Origin of the sequence: Citrobacter sp. T1.2D-1, from assembly GCF_950098555.1 — a bacterium.
Lineage (GTDB): Bacteria > Pseudomonadota > Gammaproteobacteria > Enterobacterales > Enterobacteriaceae > Citrobacter_A > Citrobacter_A telavivensis.
In genome coordinates this window covers 201,457-224,665 of the sequence record NZ_CATNHH010000002.1, presented here as the reverse complement: position 1 = coordinate 224,665, position 23,209 = coordinate 201,457, and the positions used below count along the sequence as shown (strand labels likewise).

The following is a 23,209-nucleotide window of genomic DNA, read 5'->3' as shown; positions in this document are numbered from 1 at the left end:
TCCTTATTTAATACCTGAAAAACCGAAGCTTCTCAGAAACTGTTTCTGAAAGGCGATAAAGGCCACCATAAGCGGCAGACAGACCATTAGCGTTCCTGCGCCAATGGTTCCCCACTGTCCGCCCGATTCCGCGCCCATCGCAAAGGAGACGAGGCCGACGGTCAGCACCTGCTTGTCAGGGTCGTTAAGCATCATGAGAGGCCATAAATACTCGTTCCAGTGATAGGTAATGCTGACGGTGGCGAACGCCAGCACTGACGGCCATGACATCGGCAGCAGGACGCGGTAAAGCACCTGCCACCACCGGCAACCTTCCATCAACGCCGCTTCCTCCAGCTCTTTTGGAATGGCAAGGAACGCCTGGCGCATCAGGAACACGCCGAATGCCGATGTGAAATAGGGCATCATCACGCCGGTCAGCGTGTTAAGAAGACCGAAGGTTTTCAACGTCATCATGTTCGGCACCATCATCACGACGGGCATGATCATCAACTGAACAAGAAACAGCAGAAAAAGCGTTTGCTTGCCGCGAAATTCGTGGCAGGCAAAAACGTATCCGGCGGTGGTGATGGTCAGTAGCTGTACGGCGAAGGTGCCAAACGCGAAGATCAGCGTGTTAGCGTACAGGCTGAACCAGTTTGCGCTGGCCCAGGCATCGCGAAAGTTATCAAGCGTTAACGGGAAGCGCGGCAGTACGGAGGCCATTCCTTCCCCAAAGGTCGTGGCGCTAAACGCCGAGGACAGCATCCACAGGAAAGGGCTCACCCACAGCAGCGCCAGGCAGGTCATCAGCGCACCCAGCGTGACTTTCCTGGACTGACGCAGGCGTAGCCACAGCGGTCGCGTGGCGCGTTGCGTTCTGGGAATGGCAGGGGAGATCTCAACGCTCATGATGCGCTCCTCGCTCCAGTAGCTTCAGGTTAAAAAAGGAGAAGACAAACAGTCCTGCCAGCGTCAGAAACGTGGCGGCGGAGGCTTTGCCCAGATCGTGGGTATCCCAGGCGAGATTCTGGATGTAATAAAGCAGTACGCTGGTGGCGTTATCCGGCCCGCCGCGGGTCATGACGGCGACATGGTCTATCTGCGTAATGGCATAAATCAGCGCCGTTGTGATCACGAAGCTCAGCGTCGGTCGTAGCAGAGGTAGCGTCACCTTAAAAAATATCTGTGTCGGGGTGGCGCCTTCCATCATCGCGGCTTCGCGTGCCGACTGCGGAATGCTCTGTAACCCCGCCAGAAAGAACAACATGTAATAGCCGGCGAATTTCCATACACCAATCAGCGTCAGGGCATACAGCGCGCTGTTGCTGCGACCCAGCCAGTTGTTATTCATGGGGCCGAACAGCTTCGCCAGGTAGTAGTCGAACATTCCCATTCCCGGCATAAAGATGAACAGCCAAATCGCCGCCGCGCTGACCATGGGAATAATCATCGGGAAGAAAAAAGCGGTGCGTAGCCAGCGATTGACGCGGTGGTTTTCCCATAACGCAACGGCCAGCAGCAAAGCCAGTGCCACTCCGGGGATAACCGTCAGGGCGATGTAAATCAGGTTGTTCACCAGCGACTGCCAGAAGACGCTGTCTTCAAACAGACGGATGAAATTCCCTGCGCCGACGTAGGGGGCCTCGTCGGTTGCCATGCGTGTATCAAACAGGCTGTCATACACTGAACGAATCAGCGGGAACCAGGTAAACAGCAGTAAAAAAAGCAGTGAAGGCGACAGGATAAGCCAGGGAAGCCAGTTCTTTTTCATCATCATCTGCGGGCTCGTCGAAATGTTTCTGAAGCCAGACAGTGTGAAAGGGGATTACTGCAAAAGAATGGCCGAAAGATGATGGTTTTGTGACCTGCGAGCCGTATCTTGTTTATAAAAATTCACGCTAAATTTCACTTTAAGATTTTACGCAAGACGGATTAATAAATATGTCATACCGCGTTGTTACTTAATAACCTTCTAATTAACATGGTTATTAAGGATAATTCGTTAATGCTTATGACAACAAGGATCACCGCACTCTCGGTTGCGATTGCGTTATCTCTGGGAAGCGCACATGCAACAGAAAACAGAATCACTGAAGCCACAGAATTGCTCACGGGTTTTAGTCAACTGAATAATACTCCCGCTGGTCAAACGGTTCTTCGAGAAAACCTCGAGACATCAATAGCCATTAATAATCGCGCTACCGACGCTGAACGTGCCCGAGCGGTATCGGATAACACCATTGCCGCACTGGTCGGTTCCATGACAAACGGCATGTTGATTGCCGATGCGTTGGGCACAAGAATGAGCGCTATTTTCAATGCGCATAACAGTCTGAATGCACAAACGTACAGTGCCACGGTTTTCTCTGAGCATTTTGGCGAATTGCTGTCGCAGGTTAACGCGTTGATTCAGGCGGATTCCAGCTTTGCCAAAAACTTTTATGCCAACGGCAGCGCAAACGGCAATCCGTTGATGCCGGCGACGGGAATTCAGTTGCCTGATGGCGGTGTCTATAACGTTTATGACCTGGCCTATCAACCGTCGGAAGAGGACCGTAATACGGTCGGTAATTCCCGCCCCGTGCAGGTTGCGCTTGACCGAATCGAAACCTTCAGCGCACCCGATTACTTTGGCGTTGATACGGATACCGCCGTGGCGATAATTCCGACGCTGAAAGGCAATGCGGCATTTCCCAGCGGTCATTCTGCGTTCGGTTTTGCCAGCACCTTGTTGATGGCTGAGATGGTGCCAGAACGGTTTCAGGAGTTTATCCTGCGCGGGTCTGAGTACGGTAACAGTCGTATTATCCTTGGCGCGCACTATGCGCTGGACGTGATTGGCGCTCGTATTATGACCACTTATGCAGTTGCGCAAATCCTCAACAATAATCCTGATTATCTGCAGCAGAGCATTCAGTCTATGCTGGGCGCGCCAGTGACGACCTCCGGCGATTTTCAGTCTCTGATGCAACGCGCCAGCACGGATTTACGCAATCTGCTGGAACAGGGATGTGGCAACAGCATTGCAGAATGTGTTGCCGCAGAGAGAGCGTCTCAGTTACAGGAAAAAAGGCAGAATAAAGCCGACTATCTGTTTCGCATGACCTATGGTTTGACACCGACGGGGGCGACAGATCTCGCTCCCGTTGTGCCTGAAGGGGCCGAGGTCCTGATTGCCTCCCGCTTCCCTTATCTGAGCGCTGAGCAGCGCAGAGATGTCCTCGCCACAACGGAGATTGAGTCGGGACATGCGCTGGATAATGGCTCCGGCTGGGCGCGTCTCAACCTCTTTGCCGCTGCGGATGGTTATGGTGCGTTTAACGGGGATGTTTCCGTGACAATGGATGCCGCGCAGGGGGGCGTAAGCGCCTACGATTCCTGGGGTAATGATATCAGTGGCCAGGGGACATTCGTGAAGAAGGGAACCGGCACCCTCGAGTTGACGGGAAACAACAGTTTCTCCGGCACCACAACGGTTGCCGGAGGACAACTGATCGTAAATGGCGATCATCGTCATTCATCGGTGACGGTAGAAACGGGCGCCTTACTGAGCGGTTCTGGTAAAACCGGGGCTCTCACTGTGAAATCCGGTGGCGCCATTGCGCCTGGCAATTCTGTCGGAACATTAGACGTTGCGGGCGATTTGAACTTCCAGCGTGATGCACAGTATGCAGTGGAAATTGCCGCGGACGGGCGCAGTGACCTGATACAAAGCGCAGGCATCGCCACCCTTGATGGCGGTGACGTCACGGTTTCACCGGAAGGGCGAGGAAACCTGCTCACCCAGCGCGAAGTGCATAGTCTCCAGGGAAAACAGTTCACCATTCTGACGGCTGAACAAGGCGTCCATGGGCAATTTAACCGCGTACAGCCTGGATGGTTATTCCTTGGCACCACGCTCAATTATCAACCTGACCGGGTACTTCTGAATGTGGGGCGCAACGGTACGGCATTCGCCGATATTGCCCTGACGGACAATCAGCGAGCTGTCGCGACGGCGGCGGACAGACTGTCTGCTGGCAATCCGGTGTATGAAAGTATTTTGCTTAGTACGTCTAAAGACGAAGCCAGACAGGCTTATCGTCAACTGGCGGGGCAAATCCATGCGGATGTGGCGTCCGCACTGCTTAATGACAGCCGCTATCTCCGCGAGTCAATGAACGAACGTTTACGTCAGCGTGAGGGCATCAGTCGCTCAACGGATATCCAGGCGAACGAGGGCGGGGCGTGGGTACAGCTGTTGGGCGGATGGGGACGCGCTTCCGGTGACGACAACGCAACGGGCTGGCAATCCTCGACCCGGGGCGTGTTACTGGGCGTCGATTCTGCTCTGGTGAATGATATTCAGCTTGGCGGCGTAGTCGGTTATACCCGTACTACGGTTGATGGCGGGGATCATGCCAGCGGGACGAGCGATAACACGCACCTGGGAATTTATGCGAGCAAACAGGAAGGCGATCTGTCCTTGCGACTCGGCGGTGGCTACACGTGGCACAGTATCGACACAGAGCGTGGTGTCAGTTATGGCGCGCAGTCGGATTACCTGCGTGCCGGGTATCATGCCCGTACCGCACAGCTGTTTGCCGAGACGGGATACCGTATCAGGACGGAAGTCGTGAACCTCGAGCCCTTTGCGAATCTGGCGTATACCCATTTTCAGCGCGACAGCCTTCGTGAGAAAGGGGGCGCAGCCGCGCTTCAGGGTGAAAAACAAAGCACGAATGCCACCATTTCAACGTTAGGGTTGCGTACAGATGTACAAATTGACGCAGTTAAGTTACAGGGAGAACTGGGCTGGCAGCATCAGTATGGCGAACGTAATCGCGATGCCGGACTGATGTTTAGTGACCATAATGCCGCATTTGTGGTTAACAGTGTTCCGGTATCGCGCGACGGCGCGATTGTAAAAGCCGGTGCAGAGGTCAGTCTTGGCAAACAGGCAACGCTGGCGTTGAGTTATGGTGGTCTGCTTTCTGATAATCATCAGGATCACCGCGTTAATGCCAACCTTTCCTGGCAATTTTAACGGTTTCTGTGACGTTATTTCCTCCCCCCTTTCGAGGGAGGAGGAAAACGCGCATTTAACACGGCCCCTCATTTCGCCCTTCAAACCAGACGGATTCTGGTGCAGATATATCCCAATGATTTTTCATGCTTTCAGGTCACTCACGCTGCGCGATTCGGTACGCCTATGGTAGTTTTGATAATCCTGCATCCTGTTGAAGAGACTCAAGCATGCTGAATGGGCTGAACCACATCACCCTCGCCGTCAGTGATGTTTCAAGAAGTTTTGCTTTTTATGTCAACACACTTGGGTTTACGCCTAAGGCCAAATGGGCCCACGGCGCTTACCTGAGTCTGGGCAATTTGTGGCTGTGTCTTTCGGCGGATACCGTTGCCAGTAAGGATGATTACACCCACTACGCATTCAGTATTCAAGACGACGATTTCGATGTGTTTGTGGATAATCTCAGAGCGTTGGGCGTCACCGAATGGAAAATCAATAAGAGTGAAGGGCGGTCTTTCTACTTTTTGGATCCCGATGGGCACAAGCTGGAAATCCATGACGGCGATTTAACCAGCCGCCTTAACGCGTGTATGCAACATCCTTATGAAGGAATGGTGTTTTTCTCATCCCCGTAAAATGAGTGAAAAAGAGGAGCCAGTGAACCGACAACGCGATCCACTGGCGAAGGCACAATTATATAATCATGCTGGCGAGCAGAATAAATATCAGCCCACAGATGGATAACAGCGTCGACATCAGCGTCCAGGACAACAGTGTCTCTTTGGTGGTCAGGCCGAAGAAGTCTTTAATCATCCAGAAACTGGCGTCGTTAACGTGGGAGCAGATACAGGATCCTGCCCCGGTCGCCAGCGTAATCAATGCCAGGTTAGTATTAGGATGTACTGCCAGCAGTGGGATGACCAGACCGGCGGTAGAGATCGCCGCCACGGTGGCGGAACCCAGACAAATACGCAGGAACGCGGCAACGCCCCAGGCCATCAGGATGGGATTAATATCCATGCCTGAGACCAGGGTGGAAATGTACTGACCCACGCCAGAATCGATGAGCACCTGCTTGAATGCGCCGCCACCGCCGATAATCAGCAGCAGTCCGGCAATACCCGCAATGGCTTTCCCGCAGGAATCCATCAGTTCAGGGATCGTCTTTCCGCGGCCCAGACCCATGGTATAAATCGCGAACAGCAGTGAAATCAGCATCGCAATCGTCGAGTTACCCAGGAACAGCAGTATGTTGTAGAACAAGCCTGAATCCGCGGCGCTTTTGGCATGGGTCATCTGGATGATGGTGACGACCGCCATCAGGATAACCGGCAGCATCGCGGTGAGAAAACTGATCCCAAAGCCAGGCATTTCGCTTTCGCTGAACCGACGGGTCGCGCCAAGGGAGGCAATATTGCCCTCTTTTTTAAATGCGTCCGGAATAATGCGCTGACAGAATTTATTCAATACCGGACCGCAAAGAATAAAGGTCGGGATGCCGACAATGATACCGTATATCAGAACCAGCCCTACATCGGCGCCATATTCACGGGCGATAACGGTCGGGCCGGGGTGCGGCGGTAAAAAACCGTGTGCAACCAGTAAACCGGAAAGCATGGGCACGCACATAAACATCGGCGATATTTTCGCTTCACGGGCAATAGCGAATAAAATAGGGACCAGAAGAATTAAGCCGACTTCGAAAAAAAGTGCAATGCCGACAATAAAGGCTGAGCAAACTACCGCCCAGTCAAGTTTATTTTTGCCGAAATAATTCAGCATGGTCAGCGCTATTCGCTGCGCCCCCCCCGCGTCGGCCAGCAAACGACCCAGCATGACGCCGAAGCCAAATATTAAACCGATATGGCCCAGCGTGCCGCCAAGTCCGGATTCGACCGAGGTGACAACTTTATTCAAATCCATACCACTGGCGATGGCGACAGCAATCGAGACAATAATTAGTGAAACAAACGTATTGAGCTTAATTTTTATGGTTAAAAGCAGGAGTAAAGCAATCCCTGCCACAACGATAATTAGTGGCATAACGTCCTCTCATCATAGGGTAACGACCCGTCATTATCCGGCTGCGCACAGGATGAATAATGCGTAACCGGATAATTCAGGTGTCTGGATGTTTTTATTTTTGCTTTCAGTTCTTATTCATATAATCGCGCAAGGCCGCGCCGATTTTATTTACATCATAAATACAACCCGTCCATGTCCCGCCGCTTACCGCCTGGAGCATCGCCCAGAGTCGGGTGTCATCGGGCAGTTCAGGATCAGGAAGTAAATCCTGATGACTGGGTCGGGCGTTTAATATTGCGGTGGCCTCCTCCCGTGAGGGTAATGTTTCATCGTTACGGGTTCCGAGGAAATTGACTTCGCCCTGAAGCTCGCGACAATCAATTTTAATTTCAATAATATCCCCGGTGCGTAATTTACCGATTGGCCCCCCGGCCAGTGCTTCTGGCCCTGCGTGGCCGATGCACGCCCCCGTGGAAACGCCCGAGAAACGCGCATCGGTGATCAGTGAAACATGCTTGCCGTAGGACAGATGTTTCAGGGCGCTGGTGACCTGGTAGGTTTCCTCCATCCCGGTGCCGGAAGGGCCAACGCCGATGATGACCAGAATATCGCCCGCTTTAATCTTGTCGTGCTTGATATCGTAAATCGCGCTTTTCTCGGACAGATAAACCTTCGCCACGCCTTTATGGTAATAGATGCCCCGATCGTCAATCACCGAGGGGTCGATGGCGGTGGATTTGATAACCGACCCTTCCGGGGCAATATTGCCCACCGGGAAAGTGATCGTTGAGGTCAGGCCGCGCTCCCGTGCCCGCTGTGGCGACATGATCACCTCGTCGGCGTCGATCTGCTCCTGTTCGCGCAGAAGCTGTTTGAACCGTTGCCGCCGTTCGGAGTGTTCCCACCAGTCCAGGTTCTCTTTCAGCGTGCTGCCGGTGACGGTCATCACGTCTTCATGCAGCAATCCCAGACTGCGAAGATGCAGCATCACTTCCGGCACACCTCCCGCCATGAAGGCATTCACCGTCGGGTGATAAACCGGACCATTGGGGAGTACGCTCACCAGTCGGGGCACCCGCTTGTTGATGCGGATCCAGTCGTCAACGGTTGGAATATGGCAGCCGGCCTGATGGGCAATCGCCGGAATATGCAGCAACAGGTTTGTTGAACCACCGAACGCCGCATGGACCGTCATCGCATTCTCAATCGCTTTATCGGTGAGTATTTCCCGGGTGGTGATGCCTTGTTTACATAAGTTCAACGCCGCCTTCGCGGAGGCTCTGGCTATCTCCTGCCACACCGGTTCGCCGGAAGGGGCCAGTGCTGAGTGAGGGATGGCCAGTCCTAATCCTTCGGCTACGACCTGCGATGTCCCGGCGGTGCCCAGAAATTGACAGCCGCCGCCGGAGGAGGCGCAGGCTTTACAACCCGCACGGCGGGCATCCTGTAGCGATAACTCGCCATTGGCGAAGCGGGCGCCGATGGTCTGCACCTTGCCGTTATCCTCCCCATCCCTTGCGGGTAGCGTTGCGCCACCGGGCACCAGCACCGTCGCTTTGTCATGCTGCGCGGCAAGCGCCATCATGGTGGCCGGAAGTCCCTTGTCGCAGCTCGCCACGCCAATGACGGCTTTTGCATCGGGCAGAGAGCGGATAAGACGACGCATCACCATGGCGGCGTCATTACGGTACGGTAGCGAGTCAAACATACCCGTCGTACCCTGAGTACGTCCGTCGCACGGATCGGAAACATACACGGCATAGGGCAGGGCACGGTTCGCTTTGATGACCTCCGCGGCCGCTTTCATCTGGATATCCAGCTCGTAGTGACCCTGGTGCAGCGCCAGCGCGATGGGCTTACCGTCTGCCCCGCGTAACCCTCCCAGCGTGCTGAGCAGTAGAATGCCGTCCCGATCCAGTTCGTCTGGGGACCAGCCCATTCCGGCATTCATGGTCATCCCGAACAGATCCCCGCTCGGGCGGTTGATGAGCATTTCCGCCGTAAGCGGCAGTTCTCCGTCAGGGCCATCGGCGTGGGTTCTGACGGTGTAGATATCGCGACTTTCGTCAGCAAAAATATGGCGAACAGACATGATCTTCTCCTCAGTCCGATAAAATGCCCTGCGCGGCCAGCAGTGCGTGGACTTTTTCTTTGGCTTCTTCTGAGACGTCAAGGATCGGCGGCAGGCAATATGTCTCCACCGGCAACCCCACGCACTGCATGCTGTATTTGATCAGTGAGACAAACGGCGTTTCAAGGCCGTAAATCGCGGGCAGTTGCAGGAGCTTTTTATTCAGGGTGGCGGCAGTTGCCAGATCGCCCTCGCGCCAGGCGCGATAGATACCGACAGAGAGTTCCGGAGCAAAATTAGCGCTGGCGGATATCGCGCCATCGCCGCCCAGCAGCAGGGTATTCAGTAAATGGTCGTCGAAGCCGCAGAATACCGAAAATGACGGACGTACAGACTTAACGGTGTTGATCATCGTGCGCAGATGGCCGACGCTGTCGATGGTGTCTTTGATGCCGACGATATTCTCATTTTGCAGTGCCAGACGTTTCACGGTCTCCGGGGTTAAGTCCTGACCGGTTAGATCCGGAAAGTTGTACAGGATCACCGGCAGTGTGACGCTGCGGGCGATCTGCTGGTAGTAGTCGTCAAGATTCCGTGCCGCAACTTTCCAGTAGTAGGGGTTGATAGCGACGACGCCGTCAGCGCCGCAGGCTTGTGCATGTCGCGCCAGTTTGACCGCTTCGTCAGTGGAAGGCGAACCGACGCCAATCAATACCGGGACCCGTCCGCCGACAACGGCGACGGCTTCTTCGGTGAACGCCATTCGCTGGGCGGTATTCATCTGGCTAAATTCCCCACCCGTACCAAGGTAAAACAGCCCGTCGACACCCTTATTAATCAGGAAGTCAGCAACCTGACGCATTGCCGTTTTATCAATGGTTCCGTCACGATGAAACGTGCTGGATACCGGTGGAATAATACCGCTGAATTTTGTCATTACCTCAGTTTCCTTTTCGTAAATATTCATTTTCGTTTCTGTATCCCAGCCCATATGATATTTGCCCGGCGCATTTGCGCAGCAGCTCCAGATAACCGTCGATCTTATTTCCTGAATAAACCACCGGATCGCCCGAAAGCGAGATCGCATAGTTAACCCGGTTATACATATTGAATACCGGCATACTTAAACATACCGCACCATAGGTTGATTCTTCATTGTCTATGGCCCATCCCCGAAGCCGCGTTTTTTGCAACTCTTCCAGAAATAACTTTTTATCGGTAAACGTATTGCGCGTGTGTGGCGTCAACGTGAGCGCATCTAAAAAATAATCCAGCTCTTCCCGCGTTTTCCAGGCTAATAACGCCTTACCCAGCGCAGTGATATGCAATTCAAGTTTTTTACCAATCCAGCTTTTGCTTGTTGGCACCGAGTTCGGGCTCTCAACCTTGTCGAGATAGAGAGCTGAATAGCTCTCCATTGCCCCCAGATGGCAGACCAGGCCGCTTTTCAGCGACAGCTCCTGCATTGGCCGCTTTGTCACCTCAAAGATATTTTGGCGGTGCAGCGCCTGGCAACCCAGTTCGTAGTTTTTTATTCCCAGCGAATAATGGCCATTTTTGTTTTTAATTAAGAAGCCGCACTCCACCATCACATTCAATAAATTAAGCAGGCTGCTTTTGGGATACTGAAATTCTTTTAATAATTCCATATAACTCGCCACGCCTACCCATGCGATGTGGGTTAATATTTTTTCGGCACGAACTAATGAATTACACCCTTTGCGAACCATCATGGAACCCTCTTGCTGGTAGAATAAATAGTATCGGCATTGCTGAAATGAAAATATACCTTGTTCAACATGCTGAACCGTAATGGGGTGATTAAATGTGATCTTGTACTCAGTTTGAATAGCAGAATTCTCGTGCTGACATTCGGTCAAATGTGAATGCATTGGAAATGATAAGACGCCATACCGTCGTGGTATGGTAGAGTGTGAGGTGCTCAAAGAACGATTCGAGGTTCGCACGATGCAACAAATTGATTTTTACATGATTGATGCCTTTAGTACGGAGACTTTTGGGGGCAATGCCGCAGCAGTATGTCCGCTAGCCGAATGGTTGCCTGATGAAACATTATTGAAAATGGCTAAACAGCATAACCAGTCAGAGACGGCTTATTTTGTCCCCAATGAAAACGGCTTTATGCTGCGCTGGTTTACCACTCAGGGAGAAATAAATCTGTGTGGACATGCCACACTTGCGGCAGCTCACGTCATCTTTGAACATCTGGATTATCCGGGTGAGATTCTCCATTTTGATACCCGGTTTGTGGGGCCGTTAACCGTTGAGCGCAGCGGTGAATGGTTGACGCTGGATTTCCCTGCCTGGGAAACCCAGCCCGTCACGCCGCCGTCCTTACTGCTGGATGCGTTGGGTATCACGGAATATAAAGAAGTGCGCGTGGCGCGCGACTACATGGTTGTCCTGGATACTCCACAGCAGATCAATGCGCTACGTCCGGACATCAATGCCATGCTTCCCCTGGGAAAAATGGTTTGCGTCACCGCGCCAGGGGAAGGGAAATACGATTTTGTCAGCCGTTTCTTCTGCCCAGGAGAAGCCGTAGCGGAAGACCCCGTCACTGGTTCAGCACACAGTATGCTCATTCCTTACTGGGCCGAAAGACTAAATAAAGCAGAGATGCTGGCGCATCAGGGCGCTGAACGCGGCGGGGATTTACTCTGCCAGAGCGTGGGAGAGCGTGTTTATATCGGCGGACAGGCAACAACGTATCTGCTGGGTAAAGTGCTGCTACGCTAAGCTCATCCAGGATGCGGCGGTTGCCTGCCAACTGCGGTTTCGGTCACCGCAGATGGCAGGGAGAGGTTTGCCAACGTGAGCCCGGCAAACGCGGTCATCACTATCTGTGGGCGGGCTCATCCTGACCGCTACTGGCTCGCCAGCACCTGTTGCAGCGCCTTTTCAGCTCGCGTAGCCGCATCGTTTTCGCCATGTTCACGCAGAACCTGTGCCAACTGGCGCAGTTGCGCTGCCGTCAGACCGACCCACATGCTGGCGCGGGTATGCGATAGCAGTTGAGATTCAACGCCCGGCGTGGCGGCTAATGCGCCAACCGTTGCCAGCTCGCGGCTTTGCCAGTCGAGATTATCGCGGGCGAAAATATCGCCGAACAGATGCGTTTGCAGGAACTGGTTAATGACCGGGGTAAAATCAAACAGCGGGCCCTGGACGGGAGCGCCTGAGATTCTCGTCTGGTTTGCGGTACCGACACGGCGAAGCTCATCCCCGACAGGAATAGTGGCAACCGGTTCTTTACCTTCGATATCTTCAATGCCACGTTGTTTACGTGCTTCGACGACCTTCATCAGTTCGCTAAGTGCATTCAGACTACGGGGGAAGCCCGTGTAGGCATAAAGCTGGACGAGAATCTCTTTGGTTTCGTTTATCGTGAGCCCGGCATCAAGCCCCTGATTAAGAGCCGCATTCAGCTTATCCATCTGGCTGCTGGCCATCGATGCGGCAATCAACGGGATGGCCTGTTGGCGGGCTGACAGCATATCTGAAATCGTTTGTTCGTGGTTCATTTCTGAGGATCCTTTATTGACGGGCGCAGCATGTGCCGCCAGACCAAAACCAAAGGTCAGCAGTACCGCTGCCGTTAATGCCTTAATGGGCGTGGTATTGTTCATCTGTCACTTTCTCCATCCAGTTAACGCTTTTACCATCCACAATCCCGGTTATCGCCAGGTGCGTCATCGCGCTGCCAGGGGCCGCGCCGTGCCAGTGTTTGACGCCCGCCGGACAAGAGACAACGTCGCCCGCGCGGATGACCTGCACCGGCTGGCCTTCCTGCTGAGTGAGTCCAACACCCGAGGTCACAATCAGCCTCTGGCCTGCCGGATGCGTATGCCAGGCGGAACGGGCACCAGGTTCAAAGGTGACATAAGCCCCGGAAACAGGGATGTCGTTATCCGGTTTGAAGAGAGGATCAACCCGGACGCGGCCGGTAAAGTTCTCGGCGGGCCCGTACACCGCGTCCTGACTTCCGGCGGGGGCGATATGGACAGCGGGATTTTGCTCCGCAGCCCCGGATGAAAATGTGAAGAGTGGCAGTAACAGCCCGAGGTAACGTAACTGTCTGATCATGCAAAGTCCTTATCTACGATGATGGTGAGGGTCTGCAATGATTCTAATCAGGGTGACATGTCATAAGGCTGACGCCATCCTGACAATTCTGTCAGGTAACCCTACTGTGAAGACACCGCTTTGCATTTTCTAAAAATAAGATACCAAAGCGAAAAGCGTGTCATTAATGCAAATAAAACAATAATGGTCAGGTAGCGGAGATAAAAAAGAAGGGCAGATTCATCGTAATCGAAAAAGGAGAAATCGACCTTCATCAGCAAATAATCGAGATAGTCCTGGTTCAGTAAACAGTACAATCCCAGCAATGCGATGAGCGAAAAAACGCCCGGCATAATGACATTTGCAACGTGTGAGTTGCCGGAGATGTTCAGGACTCGGCAGAAAAACGTTGCCAGCATTTTCCAGTGCAACCCGATATGCAGCGCCAGAATGAGCATTCCCCAGTGGACCGACGTCATGTGTACTTTTCTGACCCCGTTCGCCGGGTTGTGGAGCGGCAGGTCCAGAAAAATATGTCGGGACAGCATCATGCCAGAGACAATAGCGGTCAGGATGACAACGAACGTCACTGCATTAATGACCCTGTTAACTACCTGCATCGCTGACGGAATATTCGGCGACAGCGACCATAGTCGATGCCGGTTAAGGTATAAATGCAACATGATGAGCAGCGTAAAAATAATACCCGCCCATTCATGCACGATTTCACCGTAAAGGTGAAACCCCATCAGTACCAGCAGAAGTAACGTCATCAGCGCATCCTGCATGACCTGGAAAATATAAATATTCTTCATGTCGATGGGTTAACGCGGTGGCTGGACTTGTTTTACCCATTGCTCAACCTGCGCGGGTACGTCCGGACCTGAAATATCGTTGCGCGAGATCGAGAGCGCACGAGTGATTAATCTGGCCTGCGGCTGTATGCGGGCTATTTGTCGCAGGGAATCGGCTAACCGGCTGCCGCCATGGGTGGTGAAGGGAATGACCGTTTTACCGCCAAAGTCATTTTGCTCAAAGAGGCTATATATCACCATTGGCATGGTATACCACCAGATGGGATAGCCAACGTAAATGGTGTCGTAATCGCTAAGATCGGGCAACGGCGTTTTGAGTGATGGCCTGGCGTTAGTTTGCTGCTCCTTTTCGGCAACGCGTAACAGTGCATCATGCTGGCGAGGGTAGGGGGTGGCGGTTTCAATGCGAAACAGGTCGCCGTGGGTCTGCTTCTGAATCAGCTGTGCAACAAACTGCGTACTGCCGGTCTCCGGCGTATTTTTTTGTAATACGCTGGCCCCGGAAAAACCGTCCACGGCATCGGGCTTCATTTCCTCGGGCTGGGAAAACCAGATAATCAGCGTGCGGGACGGTGTGGATGAATTCTCTGCGGCAAACGCGGGCTGTCCCAGAAGCCCCATGACCATCATCGCCAGAAACCCGCTAAACACCTTTTTTATTCTCACTGTTTCCTTCCTTCAATCAGCCGTGGTGAGTCTTAACAATGATTTTGGCGCAGGTAGCCTGACATCAGACTGACGGCTCCCTGACAATTTTGTCAGCAGGCTTAGCGCGTTGGCGTCCCGATTTTGTCTCTGAAATTAGGCTTTCTGGACGGATAGCATCAGGTTGCTTAGCAAACGTCAGTCCAAAGGTATTGATACCGTTCTCGCTACGGGCAAAGACATCTCCCCGGTGCATAATGGCGACGGCGCGTACGATCGACAGGCCCAGCCCATGATGGGTATCACTCCTGGCCCGGGAGGTATCAACGCGATAGAACCGCTCGAAAAGCCGGTGTAGGTGCTCTGGTGCTATTGGATTGCCCGGGTTTGAAACTTCAACACAGGCCTGATGACCTTTTTCGCTTAAGCGCACCGTAACCGTGCTATTAGACGGCGAATGTCTTGCGCTGTTTTCCAGTAAATTAGCCAGTGAGCGGTGGAACAGTCGTCGGTCGATGCGCGCGATGACGTCGCCCTCCACATCCAGAGAGAGCTGTTTTTCAGCAAAAGAAGGTTCAACATACTCCGCCGTTTTCAGGGTTTCTTCCCGCAGGGATACCTTTGTCAACTGGGACGCATGTTCGCCCGCGTGGGCATGGGACAAAAACAGCATGTCGTTAACGATCGACGTCATGCGTTCAAGCTCTTCCAGATTAGAACCCAGTAGCTCTTCCAGTTCATCCTGCGAGCGTCGGCGCGAGAGGCCCAGTTGCGTCTGGCCTATCAGGTTGGTCAGCGGTGTACGAAGCTCATGCGCAACATCGGCGTTAAAGCTTTCGAGCTGTCGCCAGGCGATTTCCTGACGCGCTAACACACCGTTGAAAGATGAGGCTAGCTGCTGTAGTTCTTCGGGCAACGCGCGGGTATTCAGACGCTGTCCATGGTCTCCTGGTGCGAGATGCTGGGCCTCTTTACTGAGTGCTCCAACGGGACGAAGACCGATCCTTGATACGATATATCCCAGCAAAGCGACAATCACGACGCCCAGTGCGGCTATGACTAGTAGCGTCCGGGTAAAGGCATTCAGTGTGCCCATGTACGGCGTGGAGTCGATGGCAACAATATAGCGCAGCTCGGGCCTTTCACCGTTGGCAGGGATAGTTTTCACTAACAGAAACAGTGAGCATGCGCCGTCCGATGCGCCGGGCACTTTATTAAAGCCTTCCTGTAAAGAAGACCACTGAACACCCACCGGCGGCGTTCCCCCCATGCTAAAGCGTGGGTTATCGCTCACTATCCAGTAGCGAACGCGCTCACCTTCAGAATTGGTTAACACGGTGAATTTATTGGCCAGCGTCGACCAGTCGTCAGCCGAGGTTCGTGCGGTGATCCATGGACTCATTAATGATTCCCGAAATAACAGCTCGTTGTGCATCTGCTTTTGCAAAGAGTCATGCAAGGAGCTTCTGAGCAGGATGCCGATAACGGACACAATCAGCAGCGCGGATAAGGCGAACATCAGCGCCAGGTGAACGGAGATGGAACGCTTTGGCATGCTTATCCCCTTCATTTATTCGGACCGAACTTCGAGGACATACCCCATGCCACGAACGGTATGCAGCAGTTTGACGTCGAACGGCGCATCCACTTTGGCCCGAAGTCGTTTAATGGCCACTTCAACCACGTTGGCATCGCTATCAAAGTTCATGTCCCATATCTGCTCAGCTATCATCATCTTTGACAGAATCTCCCCCTGATGCCGGGCCAAAAGGCTCAGCAGGGAAAACTCTTTCGCGGTCAGTTCCAGCCGTGTTCCACCACGAAATACGCGGCGAGCCAGCAGGTCGAGATGCAGATCGTGAATTTGCAGTTGGGTGATGTCTGCGCCATCCGTAGCGCGGCGACGTACCAGTGCCTGAATACGCGCCACCAGCTCAATCAGCGAGAAGGGCTTGGGGAGATAATCATCCGCGCCAAGGCGCAGCCCTTTGACGCGCTCGTCGACCGATCCCCGTGCTGAAAGCATCAGTACCGGCGTCTGTTTGGCTGCTCGCACACCCTCAAGTACCCGGTAGCCATCCATCCCCGGCAACATCACATCCAGTATTATCGCGTCGTAGTCGAACTCCAGCGCGTAATGAAGACCTTCAGCGCCGTCTGCAGAGACATCTACCGTAAATCCGGACTCGCTCAACGCACGGTTGAGGTAGGTTGACGTTTTTTCTTCATCTTCGACTAACAACAGGCGCATAACGGGATTTCCTCTTAACTTTTCATCGGTGCTTCAACATCGGAATAAACCTGCACGGCATCCGGCAGACGTTGCCCCTGGATAGTGATGGCGTCCAGTGAGCGGGTGAGCTCGGTCATCTCGGCGAGAGTCAGCAACACGCCGGTAGCCGCTGTGTTTTGCAGCATATGGTCTTTATTGGTGGTGCCGGGGATGGGAACAATCCAGGGTTTACGCGCCAGCAGCCATGCCAGCGCAATCTGTCCCGGTGCGGCATTTTTTCGTATTGCCCAGGATTTCAGTAGTTCAACCAGCTGTAAGTTGTGTGGCAGATTGTCAGGCGAGAAGCGCGTTTCTGTCGCGCGGAAATCACCGGCAGCGAACCGGGTATTCTCATCAATCCAGCCCGTTAAAAACTGCACGCCGAGTGGACTCCATGGCACGAACCCAATACCCAGCGCTTCACACACCGGGAGTACCTGCTTTTCAGGGCCGCGCCAGAGCATGGAGTATTCACTTTGTACGGCGGTAACGGGTAATGCCGCGTGGGCGCGCTTCAACGTGTTGATGCCCATTTCAGACAGACCCCAGTGCAGAACTTTCCCTTGATCCATTAAATCTTTCACCACACCGGCGACATCTTCGATCGGGATCTGCGGATCAACCCGGTGCTGATACAGTAAGTCGATACGATCGGTACGCAGGCGTTTAAGCATGTTTTCGACGACCTGCCTGATGTGCTCCGGTCTGCTGTTAAGGCCCGGCAGGCGCTTACCCGTCTGTTGGTCAATGTTCCAGCCAAATTTGGTGGCGATAACGATTTTGTCCCTGAACGGGGCGACGCCTTCGCCGAGAATTTTTTCGACTTCAAAGGGGCCGTAGGCTTCAGCCGCGTCGAAAAATGTCACCCCTTCATCAAATGCCCGGCGGATAACATTCATCATCTCGGGACGCCAGGGAACGGACGTATCGCATTTTCGACTCATGTTCTGCACGCCCAGACCGATGGCTGAGACTTCCAGCGTTCCGAGTTGACGTTTGCCCGGAGCAGCAGGGCGGTGGCTGGTTTGTCTGGATGAACCGACCTGAGAGGATTGGCTCGCTGCCGATACGTGGGAAATCAGCGAGGCGGCGGCAATACTCGCCCCGGCGACTAATAGCTTGCGTCGCGCTGGCATTGTTGGGTCATTCTGGCTTTTCATTGATCGCTCCTTTTCTCCGAAAATTGAACATGAATCGCATTTAAGCGAGACCATTCTGCCTCCTGATTGCCAACATAAAGCTGACGGTTACCTGACAGCGTTGTCAGAAATGCTTTCCCATCCCAGTCTGTTTCCTGACAAAAATGTTATTTTCCTGTCACGATGCTGACAGCCCTCTCCGCCTAATCTGAGCCTGCAAATTTGATTCCGCGAGCCTGAATAATCAGGCCGACACTCATCGGGAGAGACCATGAAATTCACGCTTATTAGTGCAATGCTACTCACGGCAATGGCCGGGGTGACCTCAGTTAATGCGGCTGATTACAAACAAAACCCTTTCACACTGGCCTATGACGGTGCCATCACTGAGAACGTCAAAGGTAAGGTCAATATTCATCCGGTGAAGTACTCTCTGCATGGCATCCAGATTGCTGCGAATGTCTATACGCCAGCCGACTACGATCCCGCCAAAAAATACCCTGCGGTGGTGGTTGCGCATCCTAATGGCGGTGTAAAAGAACAGGTCGCCGGGTTGTATGCCCAGCGTCTCGCCGAACAGGGCTACATCACTATCACCGCCGATGCGGCTTATCAGGGTGCCAGCGGCGGAATGCCACGCAGCGTGGATAAACCCGCTAATCGCATCGAAGATATCCACGGCATGGCTGACTACATCAGCCAGTATCCTGGTGTCGATACCGCCCGCCTCGGTCTGCTGGGTATTTGCGGCGGTGGCGGGTATTCACTCGTTGCGGCCGAAACGGACAAACGGTTCAAATCGATTGCCACCATCAGCATGTTTAATTCAGGTCTTGTGCGCCGTAACGGTTTTCAGAATTCACAACTGGATAGTATCCAGCAGCGTCTTCAGCAGGCTTCTGACGCTCGTGCTCAGGAAGCCGCCGGAGGCGAAGTGCTTTACTCCGGCGATGCCAACCTGACGGATGAACAGATTGCTAAGTTACCTTTTGCCTTGTATCGCCAGGGCTACGAGTACTACTGGAAAACCCACGCCCACCCGAACTCCACGTTTAAATACACCACCAGCAGTCTTCTGGATTTGATGAGCTTTGACGTAACGGACCATATCAATCTCATCAATAAACCACTGCTGATGATTGCCGGTACAAAAGCGGATACGCGCTATATGACGGAAGATGCGTTCGCGAAAGCGACCGGTACGAAGGACAAAGAACTCTTCCTGATCGATGGTGCTACCCACATTGAGACGTATTGGGTGCCTAAATACGTTGACCAGGCGATGCAAAAGTTAGACGTCTTCTTCGATAAGACGATTTAATTCGTACCTCATGGCCTCTCCGATCGGCCTGGCAGGCTGGTCGGTTCATACTGTCATCCGCGTTTATTTACATCGAAACTCAAGACTAACGAAGTCAGGATGAAAGATAATTACGCTCAACAAATAGCGGCTATGAATGAAATTCATAAACCAAACGATGCCGGAGCTAAAGCGGGTGAGCCAGTAACCGGAGTAGGCTATCAGATTGAATTTCTGCCGGAAAATAACCGTAAGATGCCAGCAGCCGTAGTAAATCCGACCGGGAAATACAGACTGACGCGGTGTTGACCAGAGGATGAAATCCCAGTGACTGCCTGGCAGAGACGGATGAGTCGATGATTATTTGAATATCTCTTTTGCCGCTATGCGCGACAGCAAAAGGCGTCACGCAGCCAGGTTCAACGCCTAACGTTTCCATCAACTCGGCTGGCGACGCGAAAGACAGACGAGATTCTTCAAGCTGCAACGCTAATCCGCGAAGATCTGCCTTGTGATTACCATCAAGAATGTACAGGTAGAAATGCTTACCCGAGCTATTTTTCAGTAACAGGTTTTTGAGCAACTGGGCCGGAAACGTCGCTGTGAAACGCCTGTGATCGGCAACCGTTTTCACCTCCGGGTGTGAGACATACTGATAAGGTATACCCAGCTCGTTGAGCAATGTCAGAACCGCATTTTCATCCATCTTATTTAATCCAACCAAAGTCAGCGCCGTACTACATGGCGTATGGATGCGCAGTAATGGAAGAAAATTCCTGTGTCATCATCCTGTTGACTCGCAAAGAGATACGCTGAGACTAGCAAAACGGCGATCGTCGGGTATATGAGTTCAATCAATCTTCACAGTGGTATTGACCTGTTCTATTGATCTGACACGCTTAACGCTGCGCCATCGTTCTGTATGTTAAGTAGACTGCTGCTACCTGACGGCGATACTTGCCTGGGGACATAAAACGGATAATCCCCGTGGCATCACAATGAGGAGGGAGTATGTTTTCATACGTCATGCTGGGCACTAACGATCTGCCACGCGCGATCGCTTTCTATGATCCATTAATGGAATTGCTTGGACACCCGAAGGCAGGTCGGGGTGAAGAGGGCGCATCATGGGGAACGTTCAGTGAAAACTGCACCACCGGACTGTGCGTAGGTAAACCCTTTGATGGTCACGTTGCCAGCGTCGGTAATGGTACGATGGTCGCGCTGAATGCCCGCTCGTTTGAACATATTCAGCAGCTTCACGCGCTTGCTCTCAGCCTGGGGGGAACGGATGAAGGCGCGCCGGGCCACAGACCGCATTATGGACAAGGTTTTCATAGCGCCTATGTCAGAGACCCTGACGGCAATAAGCTGGCGTTTGTCTATTACGCTAACGCGTTTTGAACGACAGCGGGGGCGATTCCGGGGTGAACACATTTTATTCACGGGAAGTGTTGACTTTACACTCTTGAACTAGTTAACTAGTACAAAATGAATAATTATACAGGTATCAGGTAATGGCATTCTCAATGATGACTCAGCACAACTGGTGGCGCACTTCCCGTTAACGGGCAGTATCGTCACGTCTGCAGTCTGCACACCGATACCCGGCCCGCCATGAGCGGGCTTTTTTTTGCCCAAATTTTGTCACACGCGGAAAGTCTCGCCGCATGAACGAAGCCAGCAGATGCTGCGCAGTTACTGAATTCACTTTACGTGCAGAGTCCAGACCAGGGAAAAGGCCCGGTTTTTCAGGCAATGCGCAGACATTAAGGAGCCATAATGAGCACAATACTCAACCCCCGCTTCGGCGAATTCGGCGGTATGTATGTCCCACAAATCCTCATGCCCGCCCTGCTTCAGCTTGAAGAAGCCTTTGTTAACGCGCAGAACGATCCGGCCTTTCAGGCCGAGTTTACCGATCTGTTGAAAAACTATGCAGGACGTCCCACCGCGCTGACCCGGTGCCGCAATCTCACCAGAGGAACCCGCACGACGTTGTATCTCAAACGGGAAGATCTGCTCCACGGCGGGGCGCACAAAACCAACCAGGTGTTGGGGCAGGCGTTGTTGGCAAAGCGCATGGGGAAAACCGAGATCATTGCTGAAACCGGGGCCGGGCAGCACGGCGTAGCGTCCGCCCTCGCCAGCGCGCTGCTAGGCCTGAAATGTCGCATTTATATGGGGGCGAAGGATATAGCGCGCCAGTCGCCGAACGTCTTTCGTATGCGCCTGATGGGGGCGGAGGTGATCCCCGTGCACAGCGGTTCTGCAACCCTGAAAGATGCATCTAACGAGGCGCTCCGCGACTGGTCCGGTAGCTATGAAACAGCGCATTTCATGTTGGGCACAGCGGCGGGGCCCCACCCATTCCCAACCATCGTTCGTGAGTTCCAGCGCATGATAGGGGAAGAAACCCGGGTACAGATTCTGGAAAAAGAAGGTCGTCTGCCGGATGCGGTGATCGCTTGTGTGGGTGGCGGTTCGAATGCAATCGGTATGTTTGCTGACTTTATTGATGAAGCTCGCGTCGGACTGGTCGGTGTGGAACCGGCTGGTCATGGCATTGAAACGGGTGAGCATGGGGCACCGTTAAAGCACGGTCGCGTGGGCATCTATTTCGGCATGAAATCGCCAATGATGCAGACCGATGAGGGGCAAATCATTGAGTCCTGTTCCATTTCTGCGGGGCTGGATTTCCCCTCCGTCGGACCACAACATGCGTACCTGAACAGCATTGGGCGTGCGGACTATGTCTCCGTTACCGATGATGAAGCGCTGGAGGCCTTTAAGATCCTGAGTCGGGAAGAGGGCATTATTCCGGCCCTTGAATCCTCTCACGCGCTGGCTCACGCCCTGAGAATGATGCGCGAAAATCCTGACAAAGAGCAACTGCTGGTGGTTAACCTCTCAGGTCGGGGAGACAAGGATATTTTTACCGTACACGATATTCTGCACGCACGAGGAGAAATTTGATGGAACGCTATAACACGCTTTTTACTGAGCTAAACGCCCGTGGAGAAGGTGCTTTTGTTCCCTTCGTGATGATCGGCGATCCGGGCCCGAAGCAGTCGCTACGAATTATCGATGCCCTGATTGCGGCAGGGGCAGACGCGCTGGAGTTGGGGATCCCATTTTCGGATCCGTTGGCCGATGGTCCGACGATTCAGAATGCCGCGTTGCGGGCCTTTGCAGCAGACGTCACACCGACCCTGTGTTTTGAGATGTTGGCCACTGTTCGCCAGCGGCACCCGACCATTCCGATGGGGCTGTTGGTGTATGCCAATCTGGTCTTCAACCGGGGTATCGACACGTTTTATGCTGAATGTGCACGTATTGGGGTTGATTCGGTGCTGGTGGCGGATGTGCCGTTCGAAGAATCAGAGCCGTTCCGTCAGGCCGCGATGCGTCATAACGTGGCACCCATTTTTATCTGTCCCCCGAACGCCGACGATAAACTTCTCCAGGAGATTGCCCTCCATGGAAGGGGCTATACCTACCTGCTTTCCCGGGCAGGGGTTACGGGTACCGAACGGCAGGCGGCAAAGCCGCTGCAACATCTGGTTGCAACGCTGGATAAGTATCAGGCCCCGCCAACCCTCCTGGGGTTTGGCATTTCCACGCCCGATCAGGTGACGGACGCGATTAAAGCCGGTGCGACCGGGGCCATTTCAGGCTCTGCCATCGTCAAAATCATCGAGAAGTATGTCGATAACGAGGGGGCGATGCTGGCTGAGCTGGGGGCATTTGTGATGAGCATGAAAGCGGCAACGCGTCAGCGGTAAGACCGTTTACGCGGCCTGCCTGTATCGGTAGGCCGCGTGTTATGCGAGCGACGATATTGACTATAGGGTGATAGTGATACT

21 protein-coding genes and 1 other annotated feature are annotated in these 23,209 nt (G+C 53.3%); of the genes, 7 read left to right on the top strand and 14 right to left on the bottom strand.

What is annotated here, in order from left to right; genetic code table 11:
• Positions 1-3 precede the first annotated feature (3 nt).
• Both QQZ17_RS04605 and QQZ17_RS04600 read right to left on the bottom strand, forming a co-directional pair.
• Positions 4-891 (bottom strand): carbohydrate ABC transporter permease, encoded by an 888-nt coding sequence (locus QQZ17_RS04605; RefSeq protein ID WP_152405190.1) that lies wholly within the window; start codon positions 889-891, stop codon positions 4-6.
• On the bottom strand, positions 881-1,753 hold the full coding sequence (locus QQZ17_RS04600; RefSeq protein ID WP_152406360.1) for a carbohydrate ABC transporter permease: 873 nt from the start codon (positions 1,751-1,753) through the stop codon (positions 881-883). The genes QQZ17_RS04605 and QQZ17_RS04600 overlap by 11 nt, the downstream gene beginning before the upstream one ends.
• 234 nt (positions 1,754-1,987) lie before the next feature.
• Between QQZ17_RS04600 and QQZ17_RS04595 the strand changes: the two genes are divergently transcribed.
• Positions 1,988-5,008, top strand: coding sequence for an autotransporter outer membrane beta-barrel domain-containing protein (locus QQZ17_RS04595; protein ID WP_199800594.1), 3,021 nt, complete (start codon positions 1,988-1,990; stop codon positions 5,006-5,008).
• A 209-nt stretch (positions 5,009-5,217) separates the two neighbouring features.
• Positions 5,218-5,625 carry a fosfomycin resistance glutathione transferase gene (gene fos, locus QQZ17_RS04590; RefSeq protein ID WP_152405188.1) on the top strand — a complete coding sequence of 136 codons (408 nt, stop codon included), beginning with the start codon at positions 5,218-5,220 and terminating at the stop codon, positions 5,623-5,625.
• Positions 5,626-5,683: 58 nt separating this feature from the next.
• Here fos and QQZ17_RS04585 read toward each other — a convergent pair whose 3' ends face one another.
• The 4 genes from QQZ17_RS04585 to QQZ17_RS04570 all read right to left on the bottom strand — a co-directional run bounded on the left by QQZ17_RS04585 (position 5,684) and on the right by QQZ17_RS04570 (position 10,816).
• On the bottom strand, positions 5,684-7,033 hold the full coding sequence (locus QQZ17_RS04585) for a GntP family permease (protein WP_057078678.1): 1,350 nt from the start codon (positions 7,031-7,033) through the stop codon (positions 5,684-5,686).
• A 106-nt stretch (positions 7,034-7,139) separates the two neighbouring features.
• Entirely contained in the window at positions 7,140-9,107 is a 1,968-nt protein-coding gene (gene yjhG / locus QQZ17_RS04580) for a xylonate dehydratase YjhG (protein WP_057078681.1), read from the bottom strand.
• 10 nt (positions 9,108-9,117) lie between these two features.
• Positions 9,118-10,023 carry a dihydrodipicolinate synthase family protein gene (locus QQZ17_RS04575; protein WP_072146797.1) on the bottom strand — a complete coding sequence of 302 codons (906 nt, stop codon included), beginning with the start codon at positions 10,021-10,023 and terminating at the stop codon, positions 9,118-9,120.
• Positions 10,024-10,027: 4 nt separating this feature from the next.
• On the bottom strand, positions 10,028-10,816 hold the full coding sequence (locus tag QQZ17_RS04570; protein WP_046478802.1) for an IclR family transcriptional regulator: 789 nt from the start codon (positions 10,814-10,816) through the stop codon (positions 10,028-10,030).
• Between the two features lie 238 nt (positions 10,817-11,054).
• Here QQZ17_RS04570 and QQZ17_RS04565 point away from each other — a divergent pair, with 238 nt between their 5' ends.
• Complete coding sequence (locus QQZ17_RS04565; RefSeq protein ID WP_152405187.1) at positions 11,055-11,846, top strand: PhzF family phenazine biosynthesis protein; 792 nt, start codon at positions 11,055-11,057, stop codon at positions 11,844-11,846.
• A gap of 128 nt (positions 11,847-11,974) precedes the next feature.
• Here QQZ17_RS04565 and QQZ17_RS04560 read toward each other — a convergent pair whose 3' ends face one another.
• From QQZ17_RS04560 to QQZ17_RS04530, 7 genes are all read right to left on the bottom strand, one after another.
• On the bottom strand, positions 11,975-12,736 hold the full coding sequence (locus QQZ17_RS04560; RefSeq protein ID WP_152405186.1) for a carboxymuconolactone decarboxylase family protein: 762 nt from the start codon (positions 12,734-12,736) through the stop codon (positions 11,975-11,977).
• On the bottom strand, positions 12,714-13,193 hold the full coding sequence (locus tag QQZ17_RS04555; RefSeq protein ID WP_152405185.1) for a (R)-mandelonitrile lyase: 480 nt from the start codon (positions 13,191-13,193) through the stop codon (positions 12,714-12,716). The genes QQZ17_RS04560 and QQZ17_RS04555 overlap by 23 nt, the downstream gene beginning before the upstream one ends.
• 101 nt (positions 13,194-13,294) lie before the next feature.
• A complete protein-coding gene (locus QQZ17_RS04550; RefSeq protein ID WP_152405184.1) occupies positions 13,295-13,945 on the bottom strand; it encodes a DUF4405 domain-containing protein in 651 nt (216 codons plus the stop codon).
• Positions 13,946-13,996: 51 nt separating this feature from the next.
• Entirely contained in the window at positions 13,997-14,617 is a 621-nt protein-coding gene (locus tag QQZ17_RS04545) for a flavodoxin (protein WP_152754401.1), read from the bottom strand.
• 100 nt (positions 14,618-14,717) lie between these two features.
• Positions 14,718-16,187 carry a heavy metal sensor histidine kinase gene (locus QQZ17_RS04540; protein ID WP_152405182.1) on the bottom strand — a complete coding sequence of 490 codons (1,470 nt, stop codon included), beginning with the start codon at positions 16,185-16,187 and terminating at the stop codon, positions 14,718-14,720.
• Positions 16,188-16,202: 15 nt separating this feature from the next.
• On the bottom strand, positions 16,203-16,883 hold the full coding sequence (locus tag QQZ17_RS04535; protein WP_039188359.1) for a heavy metal response regulator transcription factor: 681 nt from the start codon (positions 16,881-16,883) through the stop codon (positions 16,203-16,205).
• Between the two features lie 14 nt (positions 16,884-16,897).
• On the bottom strand, positions 16,898-18,064 hold the full coding sequence (locus tag QQZ17_RS04530) for an aldo/keto reductase (RefSeq protein WP_187696621.1): 1,167 nt from the start codon (positions 18,062-18,064) through the stop codon (positions 16,898-16,900).
• Positions 18,065-18,338: 274 nt separating this feature from the next.
• On the opposite strand from QQZ17_RS04530, the gene QQZ17_RS04525 reads away from it, so the two are divergent.
• A complete protein-coding gene (locus tag QQZ17_RS04525) occupies positions 18,339-19,364 on the top strand; it encodes an alpha/beta hydrolase (RefSeq protein ID WP_235922388.1) in 1,026 nt (341 codons plus the stop codon).
• A 166-nt stretch (positions 19,365-19,530) separates the two neighbouring features.
• Here QQZ17_RS04525 and QQZ17_RS04520 read toward each other — a convergent pair whose 3' ends face one another.
• The gene (locus QQZ17_RS04520; RefSeq protein WP_152405180.1) at positions 19,531-20,067 is read right to left on the bottom strand and encodes a YbaK/EbsC family protein; all 537 of its coding nucleotides are present in this window, start codon (positions 20,065-20,067) and stop codon (positions 19,531-19,533) included.
• 287 nt (positions 20,068-20,354) lie between these two features.
• Between QQZ17_RS04520 and QQZ17_RS04515 the strand changes: the two genes are divergently transcribed.
• From QQZ17_RS04515 to trpA, 3 genes are all read left to right on the top strand, one after another.
• A complete protein-coding gene (locus tag QQZ17_RS04515; RefSeq protein WP_152405179.1) occupies positions 20,355-20,747 on the top strand; it encodes a VOC family protein in 393 nt (130 codons plus the stop codon).
• A gap of 137 nt (positions 20,748-20,884) precedes the next feature.
• Positions 20,885-20,978, top strand: a sequence feature (Trp leader region).
• A 147-nt stretch (positions 20,979-21,125) separates the two neighbouring features.
• The gene (gene trpB / locus QQZ17_RS04510) at positions 21,126-22,319 is read left to right on the top strand and encodes a tryptophan synthase subunit beta (protein ID WP_152405178.1); all 1,194 of its coding nucleotides are present in this window, start codon (positions 21,126-21,128) and stop codon (positions 22,317-22,319) included.
• Positions 22,319-23,128, top strand: coding sequence for a tryptophan synthase subunit alpha (gene trpA, locus QQZ17_RS04505; protein ID WP_152405177.1), 810 nt, complete (start codon positions 22,319-22,321; stop codon positions 23,126-23,128). Before trpB ends, trpA begins: the two co-directional genes overlap by 1 nt.
• Positions 23,129-23,209: the final 81 nt, after the last annotated feature.

Coding starts and splice junctions, on each gene's coding strand:
- QQZ17_RS04605 (WP_152405190.1), bottom strand. CDS start 891: ATGAGCGTTGAGATCTCCCCTGCCATTCCCAGAACGCAACGCGCCACG.
- QQZ17_RS04600 (WP_152406360.1), bottom strand. CDS start 1,753: ATGAAAAAGAACTGGCTTCCCTGGCTTATCCTGTCGCCTTCACTGCTT.
- QQZ17_RS04595 (WP_199800594.1), top strand. CDS start 1,988: ATGCTTATGACAACAAGGATCACCGCACTCTCGGTTGCGATTGCGTTA.
- fos (WP_152405188.1), top strand. CDS start 5,218: ATGCTGAATGGGCTGAACCACATCACCCTCGCCGTCAGTGATGTTTCA.
- QQZ17_RS04585 (WP_057078678.1), bottom strand. CDS start 7,033: ATGCCACTAATTATCGTTGTGGCAGGGATTGCTTTACTCCTGCTTTTA.
- yjhG (WP_057078681.1), bottom strand. CDS start 9,107: ATGTCTGTTCGCCATATTTTTGCTGACGAAAGTCGCGATATCTACACC.
- QQZ17_RS04575 (WP_072146797.1), bottom strand. CDS start 10,023: ATGACAAAATTCAGCGGTATTATTCCACCGGTATCCAGCACGTTTCAT.
- QQZ17_RS04570 (WP_046478802.1), bottom strand. CDS start 10,816: ATGGTTCGCAAAGGGTGTAATTCATTAGTTCGTGCCGAAAAAATATTA.
- QQZ17_RS04565 (WP_152405187.1), top strand. CDS start 11,055: ATGCAACAAATTGATTTTTACATGATTGATGCCTTTAGTACGGAGACT.
- QQZ17_RS04560 (WP_152405186.1), bottom strand. CDS start 12,736: ATGAACAATACCACGCCCATTAAGGCATTAACGGCAGCGGTACTGCTG.
- QQZ17_RS04555 (WP_152405185.1), bottom strand. CDS start 13,193: ATGATCAGACAGTTACGTTACCTCGGGCTGTTACTGCCACTCTTCACA.
- QQZ17_RS04550 (WP_152405184.1), bottom strand. CDS start 13,945: ATGACGTTACTTCTGCTGGTACTGATGGGGTTTCACCTTTACGGTGAA.
- QQZ17_RS04545 (WP_152754401.1), bottom strand. CDS start 14,617: ATGATGGTCATGGGGCTTCTGGGACAGCCCGCGTTTGCCGCAGAGAAT.
- QQZ17_RS04540 (WP_152405182.1), bottom strand. CDS start 16,187: ATGCCAAAGCGTTCCATCTCCGTTCACCTGGCGCTGATGTTCGCCTTA.
- QQZ17_RS04535 (WP_039188359.1), bottom strand. CDS start 16,883: ATGCGCCTGTTGTTAGTCGAAGATGAAGAAAAAACGTCAACCTACCTC.
- QQZ17_RS04530 (WP_187696621.1), bottom strand. CDS start 18,064: ATGAAAAGCCAGAATGACCCAACAATGCCAGCGCGACGCAAGCTATTA.
- QQZ17_RS04525 (WP_235922388.1), top strand. CDS start 18,339: ATGCTACTCACGGCAATGGCCGGGGTGACCTCAGTTAATGCGGCTGAT.
- QQZ17_RS04515 (WP_152405179.1), top strand. CDS start 20,355: ATGTTTTCATACGTCATGCTGGGCACTAACGATCTGCCACGCGCGATC.
- trpB (WP_152405178.1), top strand. CDS start 21,126: ATGAGCACAATACTCAACCCCCGCTTCGGCGAATTCGGCGGTATGTAT.
- trpA (WP_152405177.1), top strand. CDS start 22,319: ATGGAACGCTATAACACGCTTTTTACTGAGCTAAACGCCCGTGGAGAA.